This window comes from Streptomyces cavernicola, assembly GCF_029968035.1.
Lineage (GTDB): Bacteria > Actinomycetota > Actinomycetes > Streptomycetales > Streptomycetaceae > Streptomyces > Streptomyces cavernicola.
Genome location: NZ_JASCIQ010000002.1, coordinates 247,015 through 269,284 on the forward strand (window position 1 = coordinate 247,015; position 22,270 = coordinate 269,284).

Consider the following 22,270-nt stretch of genomic DNA (forward strand, 5'->3'; position numbering starts at 1 on the left):
ACACAGAGACCGACACAGGCCGACAGAGACACCGACAGCAGCCGACCGATAGCCCCTTGCACGGCCCGCGCACGGCCATGCAAATCGGGTGCTACCGCACCGTAGCGGAAGGTTGACAGCCCGAAGCGCTGAGTGCCGCTGTGAGCCTCTCGGAGCCCCTTTCCACATATGGGGAGTCGGCTGCGGCCGATTCAGGGCGGCACATGCGGACTCAGGTACCGCCAAACGCCCATCACTGTCGGCGCTACCGGTAGACTGAAGGCTAATCTCGCCCCATTCGTGGGGCGCGGTCAGGAAACACGCGAGAACGCTGCACCAGGCTGTCCACTCAGCCGACCACCAGTCGACACACAGAACGACGCAGCCGCTCCCGCCACACGGGAGCTCGGCTTGTGCTGTGCCAGAAAGGGCGCTTCGTGGCCGATTCCGGCAACCCCAACGAGAACATTCCGTCTCCCGCCGGTGAGAACGGCGAGGCACCGGTGTCCTACGACGCCAGCGCCATCACCGTCCTCGAGGGGCTGGACGCGGTCCGCAAGCGACCCGGCATGTACATCGGCTCGACCGGTGAGCGGGGCCTGCACCACATGGTCCAGGAGGTCGTCGACAACAGTGTCGACGAGGCGCTCGCGGGCCACGCGGACACCATCGACGTCACGATCCTCGCCGACGGCGGCGTGCGCGTCGTCGACAACGGCCGCGGCATCCCGGTGGGCATCCACCCCGTCGAGAAGAAGCCGGCCGTCGAGGTCGTCCTCACCGTGCTGCACGCAGGCGGCAAGTTCGGCGGCGGCGGTTACGCCGTCTCCGGTGGTCTGCACGGCGTCGGCGTCTCCGTGGTCAACGCGCTCTCCACCAAGCTGGCCGTCGACATCAAGACCGACGGCTACCGCTGGACCCAGGACTACAAGGGCGGCGCCCCGACCGCGCCGCTCGAACGGCACGAGTCCACCGACGAGACCGGCACGACGGTGACGTTCTGGGCCGACCAGGACATCTTCGAGACCACCGAGTACTCCTTCGAGACGCTCTCGCGGCGCTTCCAGGAGATGGCCTTCCTCAACAAGGGCCTGACCATCAGCCTCACCGACGAGCGCGAGTCCGCCAAGGCCACCACCGGCGCCGACTCCGCCGAGGGTGCCGAGGACGACCAGGCGCGCACGGTCACGTACCACTACGAAGGCGGCATCGTCGACTTCGTGAAGTACCTCAACTCCCGCAAGGGCGACGTCATTCACCCCACGGTGATCGACGTGGAGGCCGAGGACAAGGAGCGCCTGCTCTCGGTCGAGATCGCCATGCAGTGGAACACGCAGTTCAGCGAGGGCGTCTACTCCTTCGCGAACACGATCCACACGCACGAGGGCGGTACGCACGAAGAGGGCTTCCGTGCCGCGCTGACCTCCCTGGTCAACCGGTACGCGCGGGACCGCAAGCTGATCCGCGAGAAGGACGACAACCTCTCCGGCGAGGACATCCGCGAGGGCCTCACCGCGATCATCTCGGTCAAGCTCGGCGAGCCCCAGTTCGAGGGCCAGACCAAGACCAAGCTGGGCAACACCGAGGCGAAGACCTTCGTCCAGAAGGTGGTGCACGAGCACCTCACCGACTGGTTCGACCGCAACCCCAACGAGGCCTCGGACATCATCCGCAAGGCCATCCAGGCGCAGACGGCCCGCGTCGCCGCCCGCAAGGCCCGCGACCTGACCCGCCGCAAGGGCCTGTTGGAGAGCGCCTCGCTGCCGGGCAAGCTGAGCGACTGCCAGTCCAACGACCCGACGAAGTGCGAGATCTTCATCGTCGAGGGTGACTCCGCAGGCGGCTCCGCCAAGTCCGGCCGCAACCCGGAGTACCAGGCGATCCTGCCCATCCGAGGCAAGATCCTGAACGTCGAGAAGGCCCGGGTCGACAAGATCCTGCAGAACACCGAGGTCCAGGCCCTCATCTCGGCCTTCGGCACCGGTGTGCACGAGGACTTCGACATCGAGAAGCTCCGCTACCACAAGATCATCTTGATGGCGGACGCCGACGTCGACGGCCAGCACATCAACACCCTGCTGCTGACCTTCCTCTTCCGCTTCATGCGCCCGCTGGTCGAGGCCGGCCACGTCTACCTCTCCCGCCCGCCGCTCTACAAGCTCAAGTGGGGCAAGGACGACGTGGAGTACGCGTACTCGGACCGCGAGCGCGACGCCATGGTCGAGCTCGGCAAGCAGGGCGGCAAGCGCTTCCGCGACGACACCATCCAGCGCTTCAAGGGTCTCGGCGAGATGAACGCCGAGGAGCTGCGCGTCACGACGATGGACCAGGACCACCGCGTCCTCGGCCAGGTCACGCTCGACGACGCCGCGCAGGCCGACGACCTGTTCTCGGTCCTGATGGGCGAGGACGTCGAAGCCCGGCGCTCGTTCATCCAGCGCAACGCCAAGGACGTCCGCTTCCTCGACATCTGAGTCGGCCGCACCAGCCGCAGCTCGAAAGGACTTTGACCAGCAATGGCCGACGAGACCACCCCGAACAACCCCGTCACGCCCGAAGTGCCCACGCCCGACGACCCCGAGGTCCCCGGCGTCGGCATGCGCGTCGAGCCCGTCGGACTCGAGACCGAGATGCAGCGCTCGTATCTCGACTACGCGATGTCCGTCATCGTCTCCCGCGCCCTCCCCGACGTCCGCGACGGGCTCAAGCCCGTCCACCGCCGCGTCCTGTACGCGATGTACGACGGCGGCTACCGCCCCGAGAAGGGCTTCTACAAGTGCGCCCGCGTCGTCGGCGACGTCATGGGCACGTACCACCCGCACGGCGACTCCTCCATCTACGACGCCCTCGTCCGCCTCGCCCAGCCCTGGTCGATGCGGATGCCGCTCGTCGACTCCAACGGCAACTTCGGCTCCCCGGGCAACGACCCCGCGGCCGCCATGCGCTACACCGAGTGCAAGATGGCCCCGCTGTCCATGGAGATGGTCCGGGACATCGACGAGGAGACCGTCGACTTCCAGGACAACTACGACGGCCGCAACCAGGAGCCGACGGTCCTGCCGGCCCGCTTCCCGAACCTCCTGGTCAACGGCTCGGCGGGCATCGCGGTCGGCATGGCCACCAACATCCCGCCGCACAACCTCCGCGAGGTCGCCGAGGGCGCCCAGTGGTACCTGGAGAACCCCGAGGCCTCCCACGAGGAGCTCCTGGAAGCCCTGATCGAGCGCATCAAGGGCCCCGACTTCCCGACCGGCGCCCTCGTCGTCGGCCGCAAGGGCATCGAGGAGGCGTACCGCACCGGGCGCGGGTCCATCACCATGCGCGCGGTCATCGAGGTCGAGGAGATCCAGGGCCGCCAGTGCCTGGTCGTCACCGAACTGCCGTACCAGGTCAACCCGGACAACCTCGCGCAGAAGATCGCCGACCTCGTGAAGGACGGCAAGATCGGCGGCATCGCCGACGTCCGCGACGAGACCTCCTCGCGTACGGGACAGCGCCTCGTCATCGTCCTCAAGCGGGACGCGGTCGCCAAGGTCGTCCTCAACAACCTCTACAAGCACACCGACCTGCAGACCAACTTCGGCGCCAACATGCTGGCCCTGGTCGACGGCGTGCCCCGCACCCTCTCCCTCGACGCCTTCATCCGGCACTGGGTCAACCACCAGGTCGAGGTCATCGTCCGGCGTACGAAGTTCCGCCTCCGCAAGGCCGAGGAGCGCGCCCACATCCTGCGCGGCCTGCTCAAGGCCCTGGACGCGATCGACGAGGTCATCGCCCTCATCCGCCGCAGCGACACGGTCGACGTCGCCCGCACCGGCCTGATGCAGCTCCTGGAGATCGACGAGATCCAGGCCAACGCCATCCTCGAGATGCAGCTGCGCCGCCTGGCCGCCCTGGAGCGCCAGAAGATCACCCAGGAGCACGACGAACTCCAGGCGAAGATCAACGAGTACAACGCGATCCTGGCCTCGCCCGAGAAGCAGCGCCAGATCATCAGCGAGGAACTCGCCGCGATCGTCGAGAAGTTCGGCGACGACCGCCGCTCCAAGCTCGTCCCCTTCGACGGCGACATGTCCATCGAGGACCTCATCGCCGAAGAGGACATCGTCGTCACCATCACGCGCGGCGGCTACGTCAAGCGCACCAAGACCGACGACTACCGCTCGCAGAAGCGCGGCGGCAAGGGCGTCCGCGGCACGAAGCTCAAGGAAGACGACATCGTCGACCACTTCTTCGTGTCCACCACGCACCACTGGCTGCTCTTCTTCACCAACAAGGGCCGCGTCTACCGCGCCAAGGCGTACGAACTTCCGGACGCCGGCCGCGACGCCCGCGGCCAGCACGTCGCGAACCTCCTCGCCTTCCAGCCGGACGAGCAGATCGCCGAGATCCTCGCCATCCGCGACTACGAGGCGGCGCCCTACCTGGTCCTCGCCACCAAGGCCGGCCTCGTCAAGAAGACGGCCCTGAAGGACTACGACTCGCCTCGTTCGGGTGGCGTCATCGCCATCAACCTCCGCGAGATGGAGGACGGCCGTGACGACGAGCTGATCGGCGCCGAGCTGGTCTCCTCCGCGGACGACCTGCTGCTGATCAGCAAGAAGGCCCAGTCCATCCGCTTCACGGCGACGGACGAGGCCCTGCGCCCCATGGGCCGCGCCACCTCCGGCGTCAAGGGCATGAGTTTCCGCGAGGGCGACGAGCTCCTCTCGATGAATGTCGTCCGGCCCGGTACGTTCGTCTTCACCGCCACCGACGGCGGGTACGCGAAGCGCACCGACGTCGACGAGTACCGCGTCCAGGGCCGCGGCGGCCTCGGTATCAAGGCCGCCAAGATCGTGGAGGACCGCGGCGAACTCGTGGGCGCGCTGGTGGTCGAGGAGACCGACGAGATCCTCGCCATCACGCTCTCGGGCGGTGTGATTCGTACGCGAGTCAACGAGGTCAGGGAGACGGGCCGTGACACCATGGGCGTCCAACTGATCAACCTGGGCAAGCGCGATGCCGTCGTCGGCATCGCACGTAACGCCGAGGCCGGACGCGAGGCCGAGGAAGTCGACGGCGACGTCGACGAGTCGGACGAGGCGACCCCGGTCGCAGGCACGGACGACGGCGCGAGCACCGAGTCCGAGTAGCGCGAGGAGTGTAGGTCGTGAGTGGAGCCACGGGCGCCTCAGCAGGCACCAACGGATCGGACGGCGGCCGTGGCCCCGCCACTGACCCGCAAGGGGCTCAGGGGGGCACCGTGACGGACACCCGCGAACCACAGCCGGAGGCGTACGCCGGCAAGAAGGCCGAGTACGCCCCCGGCGCCCTCCCGAGCGAGCGCCAGCCCGCACAGGAGCAGGCCACGGCCTACCACCCGCCGCAGGCCTACCAGTCCGACGACGCGGTCCGTCGGCCGCGTACGGGCGCGCGCACGACCCCGCGTACCCGCAAGGCGCGGCTGCGCGTGGCCAAGGCCGACCCCTGGTCGGTGATGAAGGTCAGCTTCCTGCTCTCCATCGCCCTGGGCATCTGCACGGTCGTCGCGGCCGCCGTGCTCTGGATGGTCATGGACGCCATGGGCGTCTTCTCCACGGTCGGCGGCACGATCGCCGAGGCCACCGGCTCCAACGAGTCCAACGGCTTCGACCTGCAGTCCTTCCTGTCGCTGCCGCGCGTGCTCCTCTTCACGTCGATCATCGCGGTCCTCGACGTGGTCCTGGCGACGGCCCTGGCGACCCTCGGCGCGTTCATCTACAACCTGTCCGCCGGTTTCGTCGGCGGTGTGGAGCTGACGCTCGCCGAGGACGAGTGAGCGTCTCCGAAGGCTCCCGGGGCATCGATTTTGGGACTGGCCGCGTCGTGCGCTAATCTTCAGAGGTCAGCGCGCGGGACACACACCGCAAAGCGCGGCGGGGCTATAGCTCAGTTGGTTAGAGCGCATCCCTGATAAGGATGAGGCCACAGGTTCAAATCCTGTTAGCCCCACCAGCACGAAGACCCTCAACCAGATGGTTGGGGGTCTTTGTCGTTCCCGGCCGCGGTTCTGGCCGCGGGCTGGCCCAGGGGCCTGGGTCTGGGGCCTGAGTCTGGGGTCTGGCCTTGGGGCGCCTGGCTCGTCCGGACATGGCTGAGCGCACCGTTCCCGTACGAGGAGGTCGGCGCGCATGCGAAACGGCCCGTACACCGGAGGCTGTGGCCGGTACGGGCTTGGGTCTGTCGGGCGATGTGGCGGTGGGGTGGTTCTGCGCAACGTCAGGTGGACCGGTGGCGCGGGCCCTCATGGTTCTCCCCGGTGAGGTGAAGGGAGAGAGGCCGGTCACTGGTCGGGTGGTGCGTTCCGTGCTTCGTGCTGTGTGTCTTGTGCTTTGCGCTTCGTACTGCGGGCTTCGTACTGCGGTGGTGCTGTGGTGCGTTGACGGCTGGGCCGTCCAGGAGGGGCATGGGCCGGCTGGGGCTGGGGCTTGGGCTCGGGGCCCGGGGGCCTGAACGCCTGTGGTGCGGGCGTCTGCCGGCTGCGTACTGCGGTTGTCGAGCTGGTCCTGCTGTTGTTGCTGTCTTGCGGTCGAGCTGTCCTGCGGTTCTGCGGTCTTGCCGGCCTGCTGTTCCGTCTGGTGTTGCTCGTGCAGCGAGGGGGCTCGGGCCGGGGTTCTTCGTGCCTGGCCCGTGAACTGTCCTTGCTGGTAACGGCGTTGAGAGGTACGTCACCTCTGCCGGGGCTCAGAGCGCCAGCTCTTCGGAGTCGGCCGGCTGGACGCGCTCCCGGTTGACGACGTCCGCTTCCGTGGCTGCGTCGACCTGGTTCACGTCGGACAGGGGCGTGGCGAGCGTCAGACCGCGGGTGCTGGGGGACGAGCCGTGCGCCTCGGCGCGGATGCGCTGCTTCATCGTGGGCGGCCGGTTGAGTTCGTACGGCTTCGCCTTGGGCGCGGGCGCCACGTACGGGGCCTTGGCGGCGGGCTCCGCGCTGCTGCTGCCGCTGCTGTCCTGCTGCGGGGCGGCCGGGGCGGCGGTGGCGGTGGTGATGAGGCCCAGGGAGGCGAAGAAGGCCAGCAGGGCGGCGACGACGACGGACCAGATACGGGTGACGTTGTTGGGAGCCACGATCCCTCACTTTCGGGTCGGAGGATTTGCGTACTTTCCTCATGATGTGTACGAGGTCCGAGAAGTGCGGGAGCTCGATCCGTGATTCGCGGATCTTCCGATGAACACCACCCGTATGGGCGCAAACCGCCCAGGAGTGCCGAAAAATCACGTTCTGTGGGTGGATCGGTGCGCATCGTGAGGGCGTCTACTGCTGTGCGCGGAGCGGGAGTTGAGTCCGGCGGCAGGTCACCGATCGGTATCGATCGGTGTGTATAGTCGGGCGCCAGAGGTCCCCTACGTCAAGGAAAGACGAGGTAGCGCGGTGAAGAAGCTTCTCCTGGTCGCACTGGCCGCCATCGGCGGGCTCCTCGTGTACCGCCAGATCCAGGCGGATCGCGCCGAGCAGGATCTGTGGACGGAGGCGACTGACTCCGTGCCCGCAGGTTCGTGAGTCCCGTAACGCTCTTCGCAGGCCCCGGTCGCCCCAGGCGGCCGGGGCTTTGTGTTGCGGTGGCGGGGTTCGGGGCTCTGCTGTAGGCCGTGGCGTGACTGTGGATGCGTACGCGGGATGCGCACGGCGGATGTGTGGCGGATGCGTACGGCCTCGGGATTTGCCTGCGTTAAGGAATTCCTTGCAGAAGCAAATGGATCGGTGATTCTGTCCGGCGCAGACAACGCGGGGATCTGCGGGGCAGGATGGTGCGCGGCCGGGCGACGACGAGGGGGCGGGATGGAGCGGCGCGGCACCGGGCGCTGGAGGAAGCACGGGGCGGCGGTGTGCGGCGCGGCGGTGGCCGGGACGGCACTGCTGTCGACGGCGGCCGCCCACGCCGCGTCGGCGGAGGACCCGAGCCCGTACGCGTTCGCTTCCGATGCGGAGCGCGTCCAGGGGGCCGCTGACCGGGGTGGGGCGCAGCCGCTCAACTCCGGTTCCGTGTACCGCAGTTCCATCGGCGCGGGGCAGACCCTCTACTACGCCGTCGAGCTCGACGACGAGTCCAGCGCGTACGCGTCCGCCGTCGCCGTCCCCCGCTTCGGTTCGGCGGTGGCGTACGGGGACCGGATCGCGGTGACCCTCCAGGACGCGGAGGGGAACACCTGCGGCTCCGAGAAGGCCTCGTTCGGGGCGGCCGACTACGCGGCCCCGCTCGCCGCCACCGCCGAGCGGCTCATCGACGGAGGCGGTACGCGCTGCCGGGAGGCCGGCACGTACTACGTCGTCGTACAGCGTGGCAGCGGCGGTGAGTCGTCGCGGGCGGCCTGGGACCTGGAGTTGAGCCTGGCGGCCGAGCCGCGGCTCGAAGGGGGTGCGCCCAGCGAGGCACCGGCGGAGGCCCAGGATCCGGTCGCCCCGCCGCCGCCCACAGGGGCGCCGGAGGAGGCCGAGGGCGGCACCGGCTTCAACGACGCGCGGCTCCTCGGCCACGGCGTGTGGCAGGACCGCATCAGGCCCGGCCAGACGCGGTTCTACCGAGTGCCGGTCGACTGGGGCCAACAGCTGTCCGCGCAGGTCGAGTTGGAGGGCGCGAAGAGCGGCGGGGGCGGGGTGCTCGGCAGCGTGCCCAAGGCGCTGAACGTGAGCGTCCACAACCCCGCCAGGACCACGGTGACCTCGGTCGGGGAGAGCTACCGCGGCGAGCCCGTCGACACGACCCTCGAACCGATGGCGGCGGTGGCGTACGAGAACCGGTACGCGGCGCGGCCCGAGACCAAGCAGGTGCGGTTCCCCGGCTCGTACTACGTGCAGGTGACGCTCGATCCGAAGCTGCGCCAGAAGTACGGCGACGACGGGCTCGCGCTCACCCTGCACCTCGGCGTCACCGGCGAGCCCAGGACGGACGTCGCGTACGCGGGCGACCCGGGGCCCTTCCAGGTCGGCGAGGGCGGCACGGACGCGCCGACGAGCGGGTCCGGGGCGGCCGACGCGGACTCCGGGGTCGGGAGCGGCCTGGGGCGCGACGTGCTGACGGTCCTCGCGGTGGCCGGGATCGGCACGGGCACGGTGCTGGTGCTCGTTCTGATGCTGTGGACGCTCGCCGCCCGCAGGCTCGCCGCACGCCGGGCGGCGAAGGAGGAGACCGTGCCGCGCGCGCCGAAGGAAGAGGCGGCGGCGGGGGCGTACGGGGCTCCGCGGTCGCGCTAGATCCCGTCGGGGCCCCGCGTGCGTCGAAAGCCTGTTCAGGGGCCCGCGTTCAGAGCTGGCTCAGCGCCCAGAAGCCGACCGCGTAGCCGACGAGCGCAAGCAGCAGGACGGGCACGGCCACCTTCACGGGCGGGCCGGGACGGCGCCTGCGGTGTTGCTGCCGCGGGGCCTCGCCGACAACCCCGCCGGGGGCTGCGACGGGGGCCGGCGCGGTCGGGGGCGTGAACTGCTCGGCCGGCGTGGGCTTCGCCGTGTACGGGCGGGTGATCGGGTACGTGTACCCGTCCTCGTCGAACGGGGGCCCAGGCAGCCGCTCCGCCAGTGGCGCGGGTGGCGTCGACGGCTGCGGTGGCTGCGGAGGGGCAACCGGAGCCGGAGGCACGGGAGTTGGGGTGGGGGTCGGTGTCGGGGTCGGGGTCGGCGGATGGGCGGCCGCCGGCGACGAGTCCCGTACGGCGGAGGGCGTCCCGTCGGGCGGCGCCAGGTGGAAGTCGTCGCTCCGGTCCGGCGCGCGTGTGGGCGGAGGCGTCACGGGCCGGGCCGGCGGCGCCTGTGGAGGGGGCGGGAGCGGCGGCGGGGTCGTCACGGGCGGGCGCTTGAGCGGGCCCTCCGGCCCGAACCCCGGTGGCAGCGGCCCGAGTTGGTCGAAGACCTCGATGATCTCGTCGTCCGGGCCGGGCTCGGGCAGCAGCTCGACCGCCGCGAGCAGCGCCTTGCGCGCACCCGCCGCCGTACGGAACCTGGCGTCCGGGTCCGGTTGCAGCAGGGTCGCGAGGACCTGCCACAGCGGTTCCGGGATGCCCTGCGGGGCGTCCGGGGTGCCGTGCGCGGCGAAGTGCTGGATCAGGGCCTTGGAGTCCGGCTTGGCGCCCTCCAGGAGATACAGCGCCACGAGCCCCACCGCGAACAGGTCCCCGGGGAAGTCCGGCTCGTCGCCGAGCATCTGCTCGGGCGCGAAGTAGCCGGGCGTCCCCACCACGTAGTCGGTCTCGGTGAGCCGGGGCTCGCCCTTGCGCATGGCGATGCCGAAGTCGGACAGGCGCAGATGCGGCCGTCCGGTGCCGGTGGCCTCCAGGAGGATGTTGGCCGGCTTGATGTCGCGGTGCACGACGCCTTCCTCGTGCACCGCGGTGAGCCCGGCGAGCAGCTGGTCGAGCAGCGTGCACACGAACGCGGGCGCCAACGGCCCGTAGTCCCCGATGACATGGGCCAGGGAGCCGCCCTTGACCAGGTCCATGGTGAACAGGACCTTGTCGTCGTCCGCCGCCCAGCTGGCCGGGGCCAGGACGTGCGGATGGTCGATGCGCAGGGCCTGCTCGCGGACGAAGCGGAGCAGGGTGTGCGCGTCGCTCTGCTGCAGGACCTTGGCGGCGACATAGCGGCGCCTGCGGTGGTCCCATGCACGCCACACGGCGCCCGCGCCACCGCGGCCGATCGGGTCGACCAGTTCGTACCGGCCGGCGAAGACCTCACCCATGGCCCTGCTGCACTCCCAGCTCCAGCCTCTCCGGCTGCTCGGACTAGTGCCTGGACTGTTCGTACGTACCGTTCTCGTCGTACGTACCGCTCTTGCTGAGTCGCGTGCCGCTCTTGCTGAAACCGTTCAGCAGAAGCGGAAGCGGTCAGTTCTGGTGCGACTCGTAGTGGGCGACGGCGTCCGAAGTGCGCCCGGCGCCGTACACCTTGAGGAACTCTGCCAGTTCGGGGTGGGTCGAGGCGAGAGCGTTCGCGGCCTCGATGATGTCCCCCGCGGCCGAGACGGAACGCAGCAGCGACTGGATCTCGCGGACCACGCGCTTGACCGTCGGGGCGCCCGAACTGATCGCCGTCTGACCGGCGTTGGTGAGGACCGAGCCGCCCTGCGACTTCTTGATCTCCTCCATGCGCTCGGCGGCCTCCGCGGCGCTGACGCTGCCGTCCGCCACCTGGCCGGCCAACTCCTGCAGGTGCTGCACCCGCTGGACCACGGCCGGGTTGCCGATCTTGGCCCGCTGGCCGCTCATCAGCTGGGAGAGCATCGGGGCGGAGAGCCCGAGCACCGCGGCGAGCCGGGCCTGGTTGAGCCCCAGATCGTCGATGAGCCGCCGGAACAGCGCCCCCAGAGGCTCCCCGTACCAGCTGCGCTGCAGCTCCCTGGCTCTTGCGGTGGCTTCCTGCTGTGCCGTGTCCATGGCGTCTCCCCTTCGCTGCTGCGAACCTCGCCGAGCATCTTACGGAGAGTGGTCGTCCACCGGGACCCCCAATCTTTTTGCGAGACTCGGGGGAAGACCCGGTACTCTGGTCTGCGGCGGACGAGAGACCGGGGTTCTTCCGGTCGATCAGTCGTTTCCGGGGCCTTAGCTCAGTTGGTAGAGCGCTGTCTTTGCATGGCAGATGTCAGGAGTTCGACTCTCCTAGGCTCCACCGGACAGAACCCCTCCGAACTGCGGAAACGCAGGGCGGAGGGGTTCTCGCATGTACCGCGTGCACCACATGCATTGCGTGCACCACATGCAGAAGGCCGTGGGGCGGAGGACTCGAAGTCCTCCGCCCCACGGCCTTCCGCACGCGGTGGCCGCTGTGCTGTCAGCGTTCGTCAGGGCGCTGGGGCGTCCAGTTGCCGCCCTCGCGCTTCGCCGCCTCCTCCTCGGCCTCCTTGGCCTGGACCTCGGGGTCGAGTACGTCCTGGCGGCTGCCGTCGACCGAGGACAGCCGGGCCGAGTCCGGCACTTCGGTGGGGGCCGGCGGTTCCACGAGCCAGTCCGGGTTGGCCTGCTTGTCCCACCACTTCCACGCGGCGAACGCGGCGGCGCCCAGCAGGCCGACCAGGCCGATCCGCTTGAGGGCACGGCCGGCGAAGGCGCGCCGCCGGTGCCTGCGGACCAGGTGCTCGATCTCCTTCGGCGAGACCTGACCGCGCAGCGCCGAGACGGCGGCGCTGCCGCGTGCGGCGGCCTCGGTGGCAGCGGGCTGGGCGGCCGCCACGGCCTGCTCGACGTGCGGCCGGGCCGCGGCCGCCGCCTGCCGGGCCGCCTTGCGAGTGCGGTGGGCCGCCTCGTCCAGCTTCGGCGGCACGTGCGTACGGGCCTGCACGATCCGCGGGGCGAGATGGGCGTCGTACTGGGCGCGTGCCTGATCGGCCGCTTCCTTGGCGGCGTCGGACACCTTCGGCGCGAGCCGTACGCGGGCCTCGTGCGCGTAGAGCGCCGCCCGGTCCTTGGCCGTGTCGGCGTAGGGCGCCACCACTTCCGCGGCGTGACGCACGCTGTCCTTCGCCGAGCTGGCCGCGGCGCGCGCGCTGTCGATGCGGGTCACGGGTTCCTCCTCCTCGGTGGCGTACGGTATTTCACCTTTCCACCCTTTTTCGGATCATGCCCGTCGGGTGACGGGGTGGCATGCGTGGGCGGGCATCCGGGTCATCGGCCCCAGGGGGCGTCGACTCCGGGCAATCTTCGTAACTTTCGCGGTCGACAATGCCACGGATCGGTCGTGTGCGCGCCGCTTCCGGCGGTAGTGATCGGGCGGTTCCGGGCGCGTTGCGAGGTCGAGTACCCGATGTGCGTGCCTCCTGTCACCGGATCCCGGGGTTCCGTTCATTTCTCCCGTCGGGTACGGAATCCGTGGGAGGATTCGGGGCGTCAGAGAAGGCAACGGAAGGCAGATCGTGGCTGAGCAGCTTTACGCCACCCTGAAGACCAACCACGGCGACATCGAGATCCGGCTGCTGCCGAACCACGCGCCGAAGACGGTTGCGAACTTCGTGGAACTCGCCCAGGGCGAGCGGGAGTGGACTCACCCGGCCACCGGCAAGAAGTCCACGGACAAGCTGTACGACGGCACGGTCTTCCACCGCGTGATCAGCGGTTTCATGATTCAGGGCGGCGACCCGCTGGGCAACGGCACCGGCGGCCCGGGTTACGAGTTCAAGGACGAGTTCCACCCGGAGCTCGGCTTCGACAAGCCCTACCTCCTGGCGATGGCCAACGCGGGGCCGGGCACCAACGGCTCGCAGTTCTTCATCACCGTCTCGCCGACCGCCTGGCTGACCCGTAAGCACACCATCTTCGGCGAGGTCACCGACACCGCGAGCCAGAAGGTCGTGGACGCCATCGCGGCCGTGCAGACCAACCCGCGCACCGACCGGCCGCTCAACGACGTCGTCATCGAGTCGGTCGTGGTCGAGAAGCGCGAGGGCTGAGGCAGGCACGGATCCTGGCGCGGATCCCGGCTGGCGTCCCGGCACGGATCCCCGGCAGGGAACCTTTTCGCCCCGCTCGTCCGTAAGGATGAGCGGGGCGGTGCGTTGCGCACCCGTGCCGTCGTACGGAGAGTGAGGGGACTCATGGACCAGGCGCCCGGCAGTCCGCAGGAACCGCAGGGCACGTCCGGCCTGCCCGGCTGCTACCGGCATCCGGACCGCGAGACGGGTGTGCGCTGTACCCGCTGCGAGCGTCCGATCTGCCCGGAGTGCATGGTCAGCGCCTCGGTCGGGTTCCAGTGCCCGACGTGCGTACGGGAGGGCTCGGGCACCGGGCACGCGCCCGCGGCGAACCAGCCGCGGACCATCGCGGGCGGCGCCGTCGCCGCCGACCCGCGGCTGATCACCAAGATCCTCATCGGCCTGAACGTCGCCGTGTTCGTCCTTGTGTCGGTGAAGCCGGAGCTGGTCAGCGAGCTGTTCCTGGTGGGCGGGGCCGCGTACCTGCCGTGGGGCGTCGCGAGCGGTGAGTGGTATCGCCTCGTCACGTCGATGTTCCTGCACGAGGAGATCTGGCACATCGCCTTCAACATGCTGGGCCTGTGGTGGCTCGGCGGTCCGCTGGAGGCCGCGCTCGGCCGGGTGCGGTACGTGGCGCTGTATCTGATCTCCGGCCTCGCCGGCAGTGCGCTGACCTATCTGATCGCCTCGCCGCTGCAGCCGTCGCTCGGCGCTTCGGGCGCGGTGTTCGGGCTGATGGGGGCGACGGCCGTGCTGATGCGCCGCCTCGACTACGACATGCGGCCGGTCCTGGCGCTGCTCGCGCTGAACATGCTGTTCACGTTCACCTGGTCGGGCATCGCCTGGGAGGCGCACGTCGGCGGACTCGTCGCGGGTATCGCCGTCGCGTACGGGCTTGTGCACGCGCCCCGCGAGCGGCGGGCGCTTGTGCAGTGGGGGACGTGCGGGCTCGTGCTGCTGCTCGTGCTCGGCACGGTGATCGTCCGGAGCGCGCAGCTGAGCTGAGACCGGCTGCTCCGCCGACCGCCTTGTGGCCCCTGTGGATCCCCTGTGGGCTCCTGTGGAGAGCCGGGGACAACCGCTTCGTTCACCGCAGGTGGACGGTTGTGCACACACTGTGGCCGAAGTTGTCCACAGCGTGTGGCGGATCTTGTGCACGCTGTGGGGAACAGCAGTGCCCCTTGTCACTGACCTGGGTTTTCCCAGGAAGGACAAGGGGCGTGCGATGTTCCAGGTGGCGGCGTTCCGGTCCTACCGGCGTCAACGTCGCGGGGGTTATCCACAGATCTTCTTAGTTTTCCGCAGCTGTGGAAACGGCTGTGGATAACTCAGTGGATAGCTCGGGGCAGGACTTGCGTCCCAGGGGCCGAGCGGGGTAGTTCAGCGCCCTACTTCCACTGCGTGGAGACGCCGAAGCCGGCCGCGATGAAGCCGAAGCCGACCACGATGTTCCAGTTGCCGAGCGCCTCGACGGGCAGCTTGGTCTCCGTCACGTAGAAGACGACGATCCATGCCAGGCCGATCAGGAACATGGCCAGCATGACGGGGGCCACCCAGCCACGGCTGGTCAGCTTGATGTTGGCCGCCTGCTTCGAGGAAGGCGGCGGCGTGTAGTCGGCCTTCTTGCGGATACGTGACTTCGGCACGAGGGTTTCTCCTGTCGATGCGCTGCGTGGCCGCGCAGGGAACGGGTTCGGCTGGCGCCGGGCGGGGACGGCGATGGGGGCACGATGCTCTCCCCCAAGCGTCCGTTAGCGTAGTGCTTCCGCCGCGCCGTAAGGAGTAAGGGTACGTTGAGCAATTCTGCCGACTCCTCCGACGAGGCCCCCAAGGGCCCTGGTCGCAGCTCCGGACTGCGTCCCGTGCGCCTCCTGACCGCCGCTGTGTTCGCGCTCGCCGGGTTGATCTTCTTCACCAGCTTCAACACTGCCAAGGGTACGAACATCCGTACCGACGCCTCGTTGCTGAAGCTGTCCGACCTGATCCAGGAGCGCAGCCACGAGAACGGCCGGCTCGACGAGGCCAACGGCGCCCTGCGCGAGGACGTCGACGCCCTCGCCGAGCGGGACAGCGGCAGCTCCGACGTCGAAGCGGCCGAGCTCGACGCCCTGGAGAAGGAAGCCGGCACCAAGAAGCTCAAGGGCGAGGCCGTCTCCGTCACCCTCACCGACGCCCCGCCCAACGCCACCGCGAAGATCCCCGGCTACCCCGAGCCGCTCCCCAACGACCTGGTCATCCACCAGCAGGACCTCCAGGCCGTCGTCAACGCTCTGTGGAAGGGCGGCGCCAAGGGCATCAAGGTCATGGATCAGCGGCTGATCTCCACCAGCGCCGTCCGCTGCGTCGGCAACACCCTGATCCTCCAGGGCCGCGTCTACTCGCCCCCGTACAAGGTCACCGCCGTCGGCGAGCCCGAGAAGCTGCGGCAGGCGCTCACCGCGTCGCCGGAGATCCAGAACTACATGCTGTACGTCAACGCGTACGGACTCGGGTGGAAAGTCGACGACCACCGGGCGGTGACTCTTCCCGGTTACTCGGGCACAGTGGATCTCCACTACGCGACGCCCGTGAAGTAGGAGCAGCGGGGCGCCAACCAGCCGTGGGGCCACGGCAGTTCGGGGAGGGGCCGGACCGTGTCGGTGCGAGTGCTCGTCAGGACGTTCAGCGAACTGTGCCTCACCGTCGGCATGTTGATCGTGCTGTTCGTCGCGTACGTCCTGTTCTGGACCGGTGTGAAGGCCGACGGGGCGATGGACAGCCAGATCGAGCAGCTGCAGAGCGAGTGGGCGCAGGGGTCCGTGCCGGCGGGTGAGGGCGCGGCGCCGGGCGATCAGGGGACGGGCGATCAAGGGACCGGCGCGGACGCGAAGCCCGAAACCCCGACCGGCGACAGCGGCGAGGCCGAGACGAGTCCGCCCTCCCCGCCCGCCTACCAGGACGGCAAGCCCTTCGCCGTCATGTACATCCCGCGGTTCGGCGCCGCGTGGAACAAGCCCGTACTCGAAGGCACCGGCGTCGAGACCCTCAAGAAGGGCCTCGGCCACTACGACTCGACCGCGCAGCTGGGGCAGCGCGGCAACTTCTCCGTCGCGGGCCACCGGCGCACCTACGGCGACCCGTTCAAGGACTTCCCCCGGCTGCGCCCCGGCGACCCGGTGGTGCTGACCGACGGCTCCACCTGGTTCACGTACCGCATCGTCAACAAGCCCTACAAGACGCTGCCCAGCGACATCGGCGTGATCGACCCCGTCCCCCGCAAGTCCGGCCTCGACGGGCCGGGCCGTTACCTCACCCTTACGACCTGTGAGCCAGAGTGGGGGCACAGCCACCGGCTGATCGTCTGGGCGCACCTCGACGCGACCCAGCCGGTGGAGGAGGGGAAGCCCGAGGCATTGCGCAGCTGACCCACGTACACCGGGCGCCGCCCCTTAGTCTGGTGGCGTAGGCCGAGAGGGCCATCGGGGCCACGGGCGTGGGAAGGGACTGCGGACAGCATGTACGGCTGGATCTGGCGGCATCTGCCGGGCGACACGTGGCTCAAGGCCCTCATCTCGGTCGCCCTGGTGCTCGGAGTCGTCTATCTCCTCTTCCAGTTCGTCTTCCCGTGGGCGGAGCCGCTGCTTCCGTTCAACGACGTGACGGTGGACGAGAACGTGGGCATGGGCGCGGGTACGGGCATGGGCGCGGGTATGGGCGCCCTCAACGGCTCGACGGGAGCGGCCCTGTGAGCGCGCGCATCCTCGTCGTCGACAACTACGACAGCTTTGTCTTCAACATCGTCCAGTACCTCTACCAACTGGGCGCCGAGTGCGAGGTCGTGCGCAACGACGAGGTCTCCACCTCGTATGCGCATGGGGGCACCTCCCGCTCGAGCGAAGCCGAGAGTGGGGGAGGATTCGACGGCGTGCTGCTCTCGCCGGGGCCCGGCGCACCCGAACAGGCCGGTGTCTGCGTCGACATGGTCCGGCACTGCGCGGCGACCGGCGTGCCCGTCTTCGGCGTCTGCCTCGGCATGCAGTCGATGGCCGTGGCGTACGGCGGGGTCGTGGACCGGGCGCCCGAGCTGCTGCACGGCAAGACGTCCCCGGTGGTCCACGAGGGCGTCGGCGTCTTCGCCGGACTGCCCTCGCCGTTCACCGCCACCCGCTACCACTCGCTCGCCGCCGAGCCGGCGCACCTGCCGGACGAGCTGCGCGTCACCGCGCGCACGGACGACGGCATCATCATGGGCCTCAGACACCGTGAACTGCCCGTCGAGGGCGTGCAGTTCCACCCGGAGTCGGTGCTCACCGAGCACGGCCACCTGATGCTCGCCAACTGGCTGGTCGAGTGCGGTGACCCGGAGGCGGTGGCGCGATCGGCGGGGCTTGCCCCCGTCGTGGGCAGGGCCTCGGCGTGACCGCCACCCGCCCCGAGCGCGAATCAGGCGCCCCGTACGAGCAGGATCCCGCGTACGGGGGCGCCGGTGCGTTCGAGGCGGCGGTCGACCGCATGGACGACCCCCTCAACGACCCGCTGCCCGGCGGCGGCCACACCTCCCCGTGGTTCCGCACGCCGCCCGCTGCTCCGGCGGACGAGCCGCAGCCGGTCGCGTACGACGCGCCTCTTGCGTACGACGAGGCGCATTCCTTCACGTACGACGAGCCGCAGCCGTACTCGTACGAGGAACCGCAGCCGTCCTCGTACGAGGAGCCGCAGCGGGCACTGGACTCGTTCGAGGAGCCGCAGCCCCAGCCCCAGCCCCAACTCCAGCCCCAGCCGCACGTCCACGAGGAGCCGCAGCCCCAGTCGTACGAAGAGCCCGAGTCCTACGCCGAGCCCGTCGACGACGAGACCGTGGGGCTGCGTACGGCCGACACCCGGCGGGCGGCCGAGGGGGCGGACCGGGCGGACCGGCCCGAGGCGGAGGAGAGCCCGGCCCCGACCGGAGAAGGGCGGGCGGCCCGGCGCAAGGCGGCGCAGCAGGCCGCGCGGCGGAGCGTCGTCGGCGTGGTCGGCGGCGGAGGAGGCCGACGCAGGCGCACACCGGGCGGTACGGCCGCGGCCGCCACGTCCGAGACGAAGGCGGACGGCAAGCCGCTGTCCCGCGTCGAGGCGCGGCGGGCGGAGCGCGCGCGGAGACCCAGCCCCGCGGTCGTGGCGAGCCGGGCCGTGGGCGAGCTCTTCATCTCCGTGGGCGTACTGATGCTGCTGTTCGTCGCGTACCAGCTGTGGTGGACGAATGTGCGCGCCGGCCAGGAGGCGGGCAGCGCGACGGACACGCTCCAGGAGGACTGGGCGAGCGGCAAGCGCAAGCCGGGCGCCTTCGAACCCGGCCAGGGCTTCGCCATCATGCACATCCCGCGGCTCGACGTGGTCGTCCCCGTCGCCGAGGGCATCGACAAGGAACGCGTCCTGGACCGCGGCATGGTCGGGCACTACGCCGAGGGCGCCCTGAAGACCGCGATGCCCGACGCGAAGAAGGGCAACTTCGCGGTCGCCGGCCACCGCAACACCCACGGCGAACCGTTCCGGTACGTGAACCGCCTGGAGAAGGGCGACGAGATCGTCGTCGAGACCCAGGACAAGTACTACGTGTACTCGATGCAGACCATCCTTCCGCAGACCAGCCCGAGCAATACGGGGGTCATCGCGCCGATCCCCAAGGGCTCGGGCTTCACGGAGCCGGGGCGGTACATCACGCTGACCACGTGCACCCCGGAGTTCACCAGTACGTATCGAATGATCGTCTGGGGCAAGATGGTCGAGGAACGGCCGCGCAGCAAGGGCAAGCCCGACGCCCTGGTCCGCTGACCCGGCCCAACTCCACCTGACCAGAACGCACTTCACTCACTTCACTTCACTTGACGGGGCGGGAAGCCGTGGTAGCCACCACCGACCAGGACGAGCGGACCGAGAGCCCGCAGCCCGCGCCGAGGCGGCGCTCCCGACCCGGGCGGATCGCCAGAGCCGTCAGCGTCTTCGGTGAACTCCTCATCACCGCCGGACTGATCCTCGGCCTCTTCGTCGCCTACTCGCTGTGGTGGACCAACGTCCAGGCCGACAAGGAGGCCCGCAAGCAGGGCGACGCGGTGCGCGACCGCTGGGCGGGCGGCCCCGGCGCCCTCGACACCAAGGACGGCATCGGCTTCCTGCACGTACCGGGTATGAAGGTCGGCGAGATCCTGGTCAAGAAGGGCACCACGCCGAAGATCCTCAACGACGGCGTCGCCGGCTACTACACCAAGCCGGTCAAGTCGGCGCTGCCCGAGGACGACAAGGGCAACTTCTCGCTGGCCGCCCACCGCGACGGCCACGGCGCCAAGTTCCACAACATCGACAAGCTCGAGGAAGGCGACCCGATCGTCTTCGAGACCAAGGACAAGTGGTACGTCTACAAGGTCTACTCGAAGCTCGCGCAGACCTCGAAGTTCAACGTGGACGTCCTCGACGACGTGCCCAAGGAGTCCGGCAAGAAGAAGGCCGGCCGCTACATCACGCTCACCACGTGCACGCCGGTCTACACGTCCACGTACCGCTACGTGGTGTGGGGCGAGCTGGACCGCGTCGAGAAGGTCGACAACGAGCGGACGCCGCCGAAGGAACTGCGCTGAGGGACTCCGCTGAGTGAACCCCGCTGAGCTGGGGCTCGCTGAGCCGAGGCTCACTCAGCCGAGGCTCGGGTACCCGGGGCTCGCGTACCCGAGAAGAGACAAAAGACTCCCGGCCACCTCCTCGAAGGAAGTGGCCGGGAGTCTTTGCGTTCAGGCGCCGGCCGAGCCGTGGCCGGCCCCGGGGCTCAGTCCCTCTCGCGGGTGCTGAGGCCGGACGGGCCGCCGAAGATTCCGCCGCCGCCGTCTTCCTCACCGCCGTCGCCCTGGCCGGGCATCGTCGTGAAGTTGACGGTCGTGCCACCCGGCACCTGCGTGCCCGCGGGCGGATCCGTCATCACCACCTGGGCGTTCGGGTCCTGCGGCCCGCTGGTGACGTTGCCGGGCGTGAGCCCCGCGTCCTGCAGCGCCTTCTTCGCGTCCTTCAGCTTCTGGCCCGTCAGCGACGGCACCGGAATCTGCTCGGAGGCCTTCGCCACGGTCAGCGTGATCTGCTCACCCCGGCGCGCCTTCGAGTTGCCGGCCGGGTCCTGCTCCACGACCTGCCCGGCGGGCACGTCGTCCTTCGGGACCTCCTGCGTCACCACCGTGAAGCCGTTGGCCTCCAGCTGCTGCGTGGCCTCCGCGACCTGCTTGCCGACGACGTCGGGAACGGTCTTCTTCTCCTCCTCCTTCGCCACGGTCAGCGTGATGGTGGAGCCCTTCTCCCGCTCGGTGTCGCCCGCGGGGTCCTGGCCGATGACCGTGCCCGGCGTCCGCTCGGACACCTCGGTCTCCTTGGAGACGGCGAAGCCCTTCTCCCGCAGCTGCTCCGAGGCCTTCTCGTACGTCAGACCCTGGACGTCCGGCACGGTGGCCTTCGGCGCACCCGTCGAGACCACCACGTCGATCGTGGCGAACTTCTCGACCTCGCCGCTCTCCGGGTTCTGGCTGCAGATCTTGTCCTTGGCCTGGTCCTCGCACGGCTTGTGGTCGACCGACAGCTTCACGTCGCCGTTCTTCGCGCGCTGCTCCGCCTCGGCGAGGGTGATGCCCACCAGGTGCGGCACCGGCACCTTGCCGTCACCGCCGCCGCCGTTGCTGCCGAAGACTTCCTTGCCGATCAGGATCGCGCCGACCAGGACGAGCAGACCCGCGAGGATCAGCAGGATCGTCGACGTGGTGCCCTTGCGCTGGCCACGGCGCGGCGGGCGGTCGTCGTACCCGTAACCCCCGTCGTCCGGGTTCACCGGCGGCAGCATCGACGTCTGGCCGCCGCCGTTCTGCGGGCGCAGCACCGCCGTGTGCTGGTCGTCGGGGTGGCCGCCGCCGTACCCGACCGCGCCGAGCGCGGCCGTCGCCGCGACGGGCTGGCCGTCCAGGCAGGCCTCGATGTCGGCCCGCATCTCGTCGGCCGACTGGTAGCGGTAGTCCGGGTCCTTGACCAGGGCCCGCAGGACGATCGCGTCCATCTCGGGCGTGATCTCCGGGTCGAACGTGCTGGGCGGCTGCGCCTCTTCGCGTACGTGCTGGTAGGCCACCGCGACCGGCGAGTCACCGACGAACGGCGGGCGCACGGTCAGCAGCTCGTAGAGCAGGCAGCCCGTCGAGTACAGGTCGCTGCGCGCGTCGACCTGCTCGCCCTTGGCCTGCTCCGGCGACAGGTACTGCGCGGTGCCGATCACGGCCGCGGTCTGCGTCATCGTCATGCCGGAGTCGCCCATGGCGCGGGCGATGCCGAAGTCCATGACCTTGACCTGGCCGTTGCGCGTCAGCATGACGTTCGCGGGCTTGATGTCGCGGTGCACGATGCCGGCGCGGTGCGAGTACTCGAGGGCCTGGAGGATGCCGATGGTCATCTCCATGGCCCGCTCGGGCAGCAGCTTCCGCCCGGAGTGCAGAAGCTCACGGAGCGTGGAGCCGTCGACGTACTCCATCACGATGTACGGAATGGAGACCCCGGCGCTGCCGCCCGTCTCGTACACCATGTCCTCGCCGGTGTCGTAGACCGCGACGATGGCCGGATGATTGAGCGAGGCGGCGGACTGGGCCTCACGGCGGAACCGGGCCTGGAACGACGGATCGCGGGCGAGGTCCGCCCGGAGCGTCTTCACGGCGACGGTGCGGCCGAGGCGAGTGTCATGGGCGAGGTAGACCTCCGCCATGCCACCACGGCCGAGCACCTGGCCCAGCTCGTACCGGCCGCCGAGGCGACGCGGCTCTTCCATAGCTACCTACCAGCCCTCTCCGTCAGTCCCGACCGCACCCTTGTGTGGTCCGGCGGTGTGCTGTCCCGGCTACCGTACCGGC

The 22,270-nt window shown here is 69.6% G+C and carries 19 protein-coding genes and 2 tRNA genes; 15 read left to right on the forward strand and 6 right to left on the reverse strand.

Going from position 1 to position 22,270, the window contains the following annotated elements:
- Positions 1–392: 392 nt before the first annotated feature.
- From gyrB to QIS96_RS02935, 4 genes are all read left to right on the forward strand, one after another.
- Positions 393–2,453, forward strand: a complete 2,061-nt coding sequence (gene gyrB / locus QIS96_RS02920; RefSeq protein WP_282540719.1) for a DNA topoisomerase (ATP-hydrolyzing) subunit B — start codon at positions 393–395, stop codon at positions 2,451–2,453.
- Positions 2,454–2,495: 42 nt separating this feature from the next.
- Entirely contained in the window at positions 2,496–5,114 is a 2,619-nt protein-coding gene (gene gyrA / locus QIS96_RS02925) for a DNA gyrase subunit A (protein WP_282540720.1), read from the forward strand.
- A 17-nt stretch (positions 5,115–5,131) separates the two neighbouring features.
- Positions 5,132–5,779 carry a DUF3566 domain-containing protein gene (locus QIS96_RS02930; protein ID WP_282540721.1) on the forward strand — a complete coding sequence of 216 codons (648 nt, stop codon included), beginning with the start codon at positions 5,132–5,134 and terminating at the stop codon, positions 5,777–5,779.
- A 99-nt stretch (positions 5,780–5,878) separates the two neighbouring features.
- Positions 5,879–5,955, forward strand: a tRNA-Ile gene (locus tag QIS96_RS02935).
- 729 nt (positions 5,956–6,684) lie between these two features.
- On the opposite strand, the gene QIS96_RS02940 is transcribed toward QIS96_RS02935, so the two are convergent.
- A complete protein-coding gene (locus QIS96_RS02940) occupies positions 6,685–7,068 on the reverse strand; it encodes a DUF6344 domain-containing protein (protein WP_282540722.1) in 384 nt (127 codons plus the stop codon).
- 304 nt (positions 7,069–7,372) lie between these two features.
- On the opposite strand from QIS96_RS02940, the gene QIS96_RS02945 reads away from it, so the two are divergent.
- Positions 7,373–7,501, forward strand: coding sequence for a DLW-39 family protein (locus QIS96_RS02945; RefSeq protein ID WP_010467770.1), 129 nt, complete (start codon positions 7,373–7,375; stop codon positions 7,499–7,501).
- 279 nt (positions 7,502–7,780) lie between these two features.
- Positions 7,781–9,193, forward strand: a complete 1,413-nt coding sequence (locus QIS96_RS02950; RefSeq protein WP_282540723.1) for a hypothetical protein — start codon at positions 7,781–7,783, stop codon at positions 9,191–9,193.
- A 49-nt stretch (positions 9,194–9,242) separates the two neighbouring features.
- Here QIS96_RS02950 and QIS96_RS02955 read toward each other — a convergent pair whose 3' ends face one another.
- Both QIS96_RS02955 and QIS96_RS02960 read right to left on the reverse strand, forming a co-directional pair.
- On the reverse strand, positions 9,243–10,670 hold the full coding sequence (locus tag QIS96_RS02955) for a serine/threonine-protein kinase (protein ID WP_282540724.1): 1,428 nt from the start codon (positions 10,668–10,670) through the stop codon (positions 9,243–9,245).
- A 145-nt stretch (positions 10,671–10,815) separates the two neighbouring features.
- Complete coding sequence (locus QIS96_RS02960; RefSeq protein WP_282540725.1) at positions 10,816–11,364, reverse strand: helix-turn-helix domain-containing protein; 549 nt, start codon at positions 11,362–11,364, stop codon at positions 10,816–10,818.
- Positions 11,365–11,523: 159 nt separating this feature from the next.
- Between QIS96_RS02960 and QIS96_RS02965 the strand changes: the two genes are divergently transcribed.
- A tRNA-Ala gene (locus QIS96_RS02965) sits at positions 11,524–11,596 on the forward strand.
- Positions 11,597–11,758: 162 nt separating this feature from the next.
- Here the strand turns inward: QIS96_RS02965 and QIS96_RS02970 are convergent.
- Entirely contained in the window at positions 11,759–12,487 is a 729-nt protein-coding gene (locus QIS96_RS02970) for a DUF5324 family protein (protein ID WP_282540726.1), read from the reverse strand.
- Between the two features lie 349 nt (positions 12,488–12,836).
- Here QIS96_RS02970 and QIS96_RS02975 point away from each other — a divergent pair, with 349 nt between their 5' ends.
- Together QIS96_RS02975 and QIS96_RS02980 are read left to right on the forward strand one after the other, a co-directional pair.
- Entirely contained in the window at positions 12,837–13,370 is a 534-nt protein-coding gene (locus QIS96_RS02975) for a peptidylprolyl isomerase (RefSeq protein ID WP_282540727.1), read from the forward strand.
- A 144-nt stretch (positions 13,371–13,514) separates the two neighbouring features.
- Positions 13,515–14,396 carry a rhomboid family intramembrane serine protease gene (locus QIS96_RS02980; protein ID WP_282540728.1) on the forward strand — a complete coding sequence of 294 codons (882 nt, stop codon included), beginning with the start codon at positions 13,515–13,517 and terminating at the stop codon, positions 14,394–14,396.
- A gap of 383 nt (positions 14,397–14,779) precedes the next feature.
- Here the strand turns inward: QIS96_RS02980 and crgA are convergent, their stop codons facing one another.
- A complete protein-coding gene (crgA, locus tag QIS96_RS02985) occupies positions 14,780–15,037 on the reverse strand; it encodes a cell division protein CrgA (protein WP_282540729.1) in 258 nt (85 codons plus the stop codon).
- A gap of 147 nt (positions 15,038–15,184) precedes the next feature.
- On the opposite strand from crgA, the gene QIS96_RS02990 reads away from it, so the two are divergent.
- The 6 genes from QIS96_RS02990 to QIS96_RS03015 all read left to right on the forward strand — a co-directional run bounded on the left by QIS96_RS02990 (position 15,185) and on the right by QIS96_RS03015 (position 19,984).
- Positions 15,185–15,967, forward strand: a complete 783-nt coding sequence (locus QIS96_RS02990) for a DUF881 domain-containing protein (protein ID WP_408907108.1) — start codon at positions 15,185–15,187, stop codon at positions 15,965–15,967.
- Positions 15,968–16,030: 63 nt separating this feature from the next.
- Entirely contained in the window at positions 16,031–16,795 is a 765-nt protein-coding gene (locus QIS96_RS02995; RefSeq protein ID WP_282540854.1) for a class E sortase, read from the forward strand.
- Between the two features lie 90 nt (positions 16,796–16,885).
- Positions 16,886–17,119 carry a hypothetical protein gene (locus QIS96_RS03000; RefSeq protein WP_282540730.1) on the forward strand — a complete coding sequence of 78 codons (234 nt, stop codon included), beginning with the start codon at positions 16,886–16,888 and terminating at the stop codon, positions 17,117–17,119.
- Entirely contained in the window at positions 17,116–17,790 is a 675-nt protein-coding gene (locus tag QIS96_RS03005) for an aminodeoxychorismate/anthranilate synthase component II (protein ID WP_282540731.1), read from the forward strand. Before QIS96_RS03000 ends, QIS96_RS03005 begins: the two co-directional genes overlap by 4 nt.
- Complete coding sequence (locus QIS96_RS03010) at positions 17,787–19,184, forward strand: class E sortase (RefSeq protein WP_408907109.1); 1,398 nt, start codon at positions 17,787–17,789, stop codon at positions 19,182–19,184. The genes QIS96_RS03005 and QIS96_RS03010 overlap by 4 nt, the downstream gene beginning before the upstream one ends.
- A gap of 68 nt (positions 19,185–19,252) precedes the next feature.
- A complete protein-coding gene (locus QIS96_RS03015) occupies positions 19,253–19,984 on the forward strand; it encodes a class E sortase (RefSeq protein WP_282540732.1) in 732 nt (243 codons plus the stop codon).
- A gap of 185 nt (positions 19,985–20,169) precedes the next feature.
- Here the strand turns inward: QIS96_RS03015 and pknB are convergent, their stop codons facing one another.
- Complete coding sequence (gene pknB, locus QIS96_RS03020) at positions 20,170–22,188, reverse strand: Stk1 family PASTA domain-containing Ser/Thr kinase (protein WP_282540733.1); 2,019 nt, start codon at positions 22,186–22,188, stop codon at positions 20,170–20,172.
- Positions 22,189–22,270 lie beyond the last annotated feature (82 nt).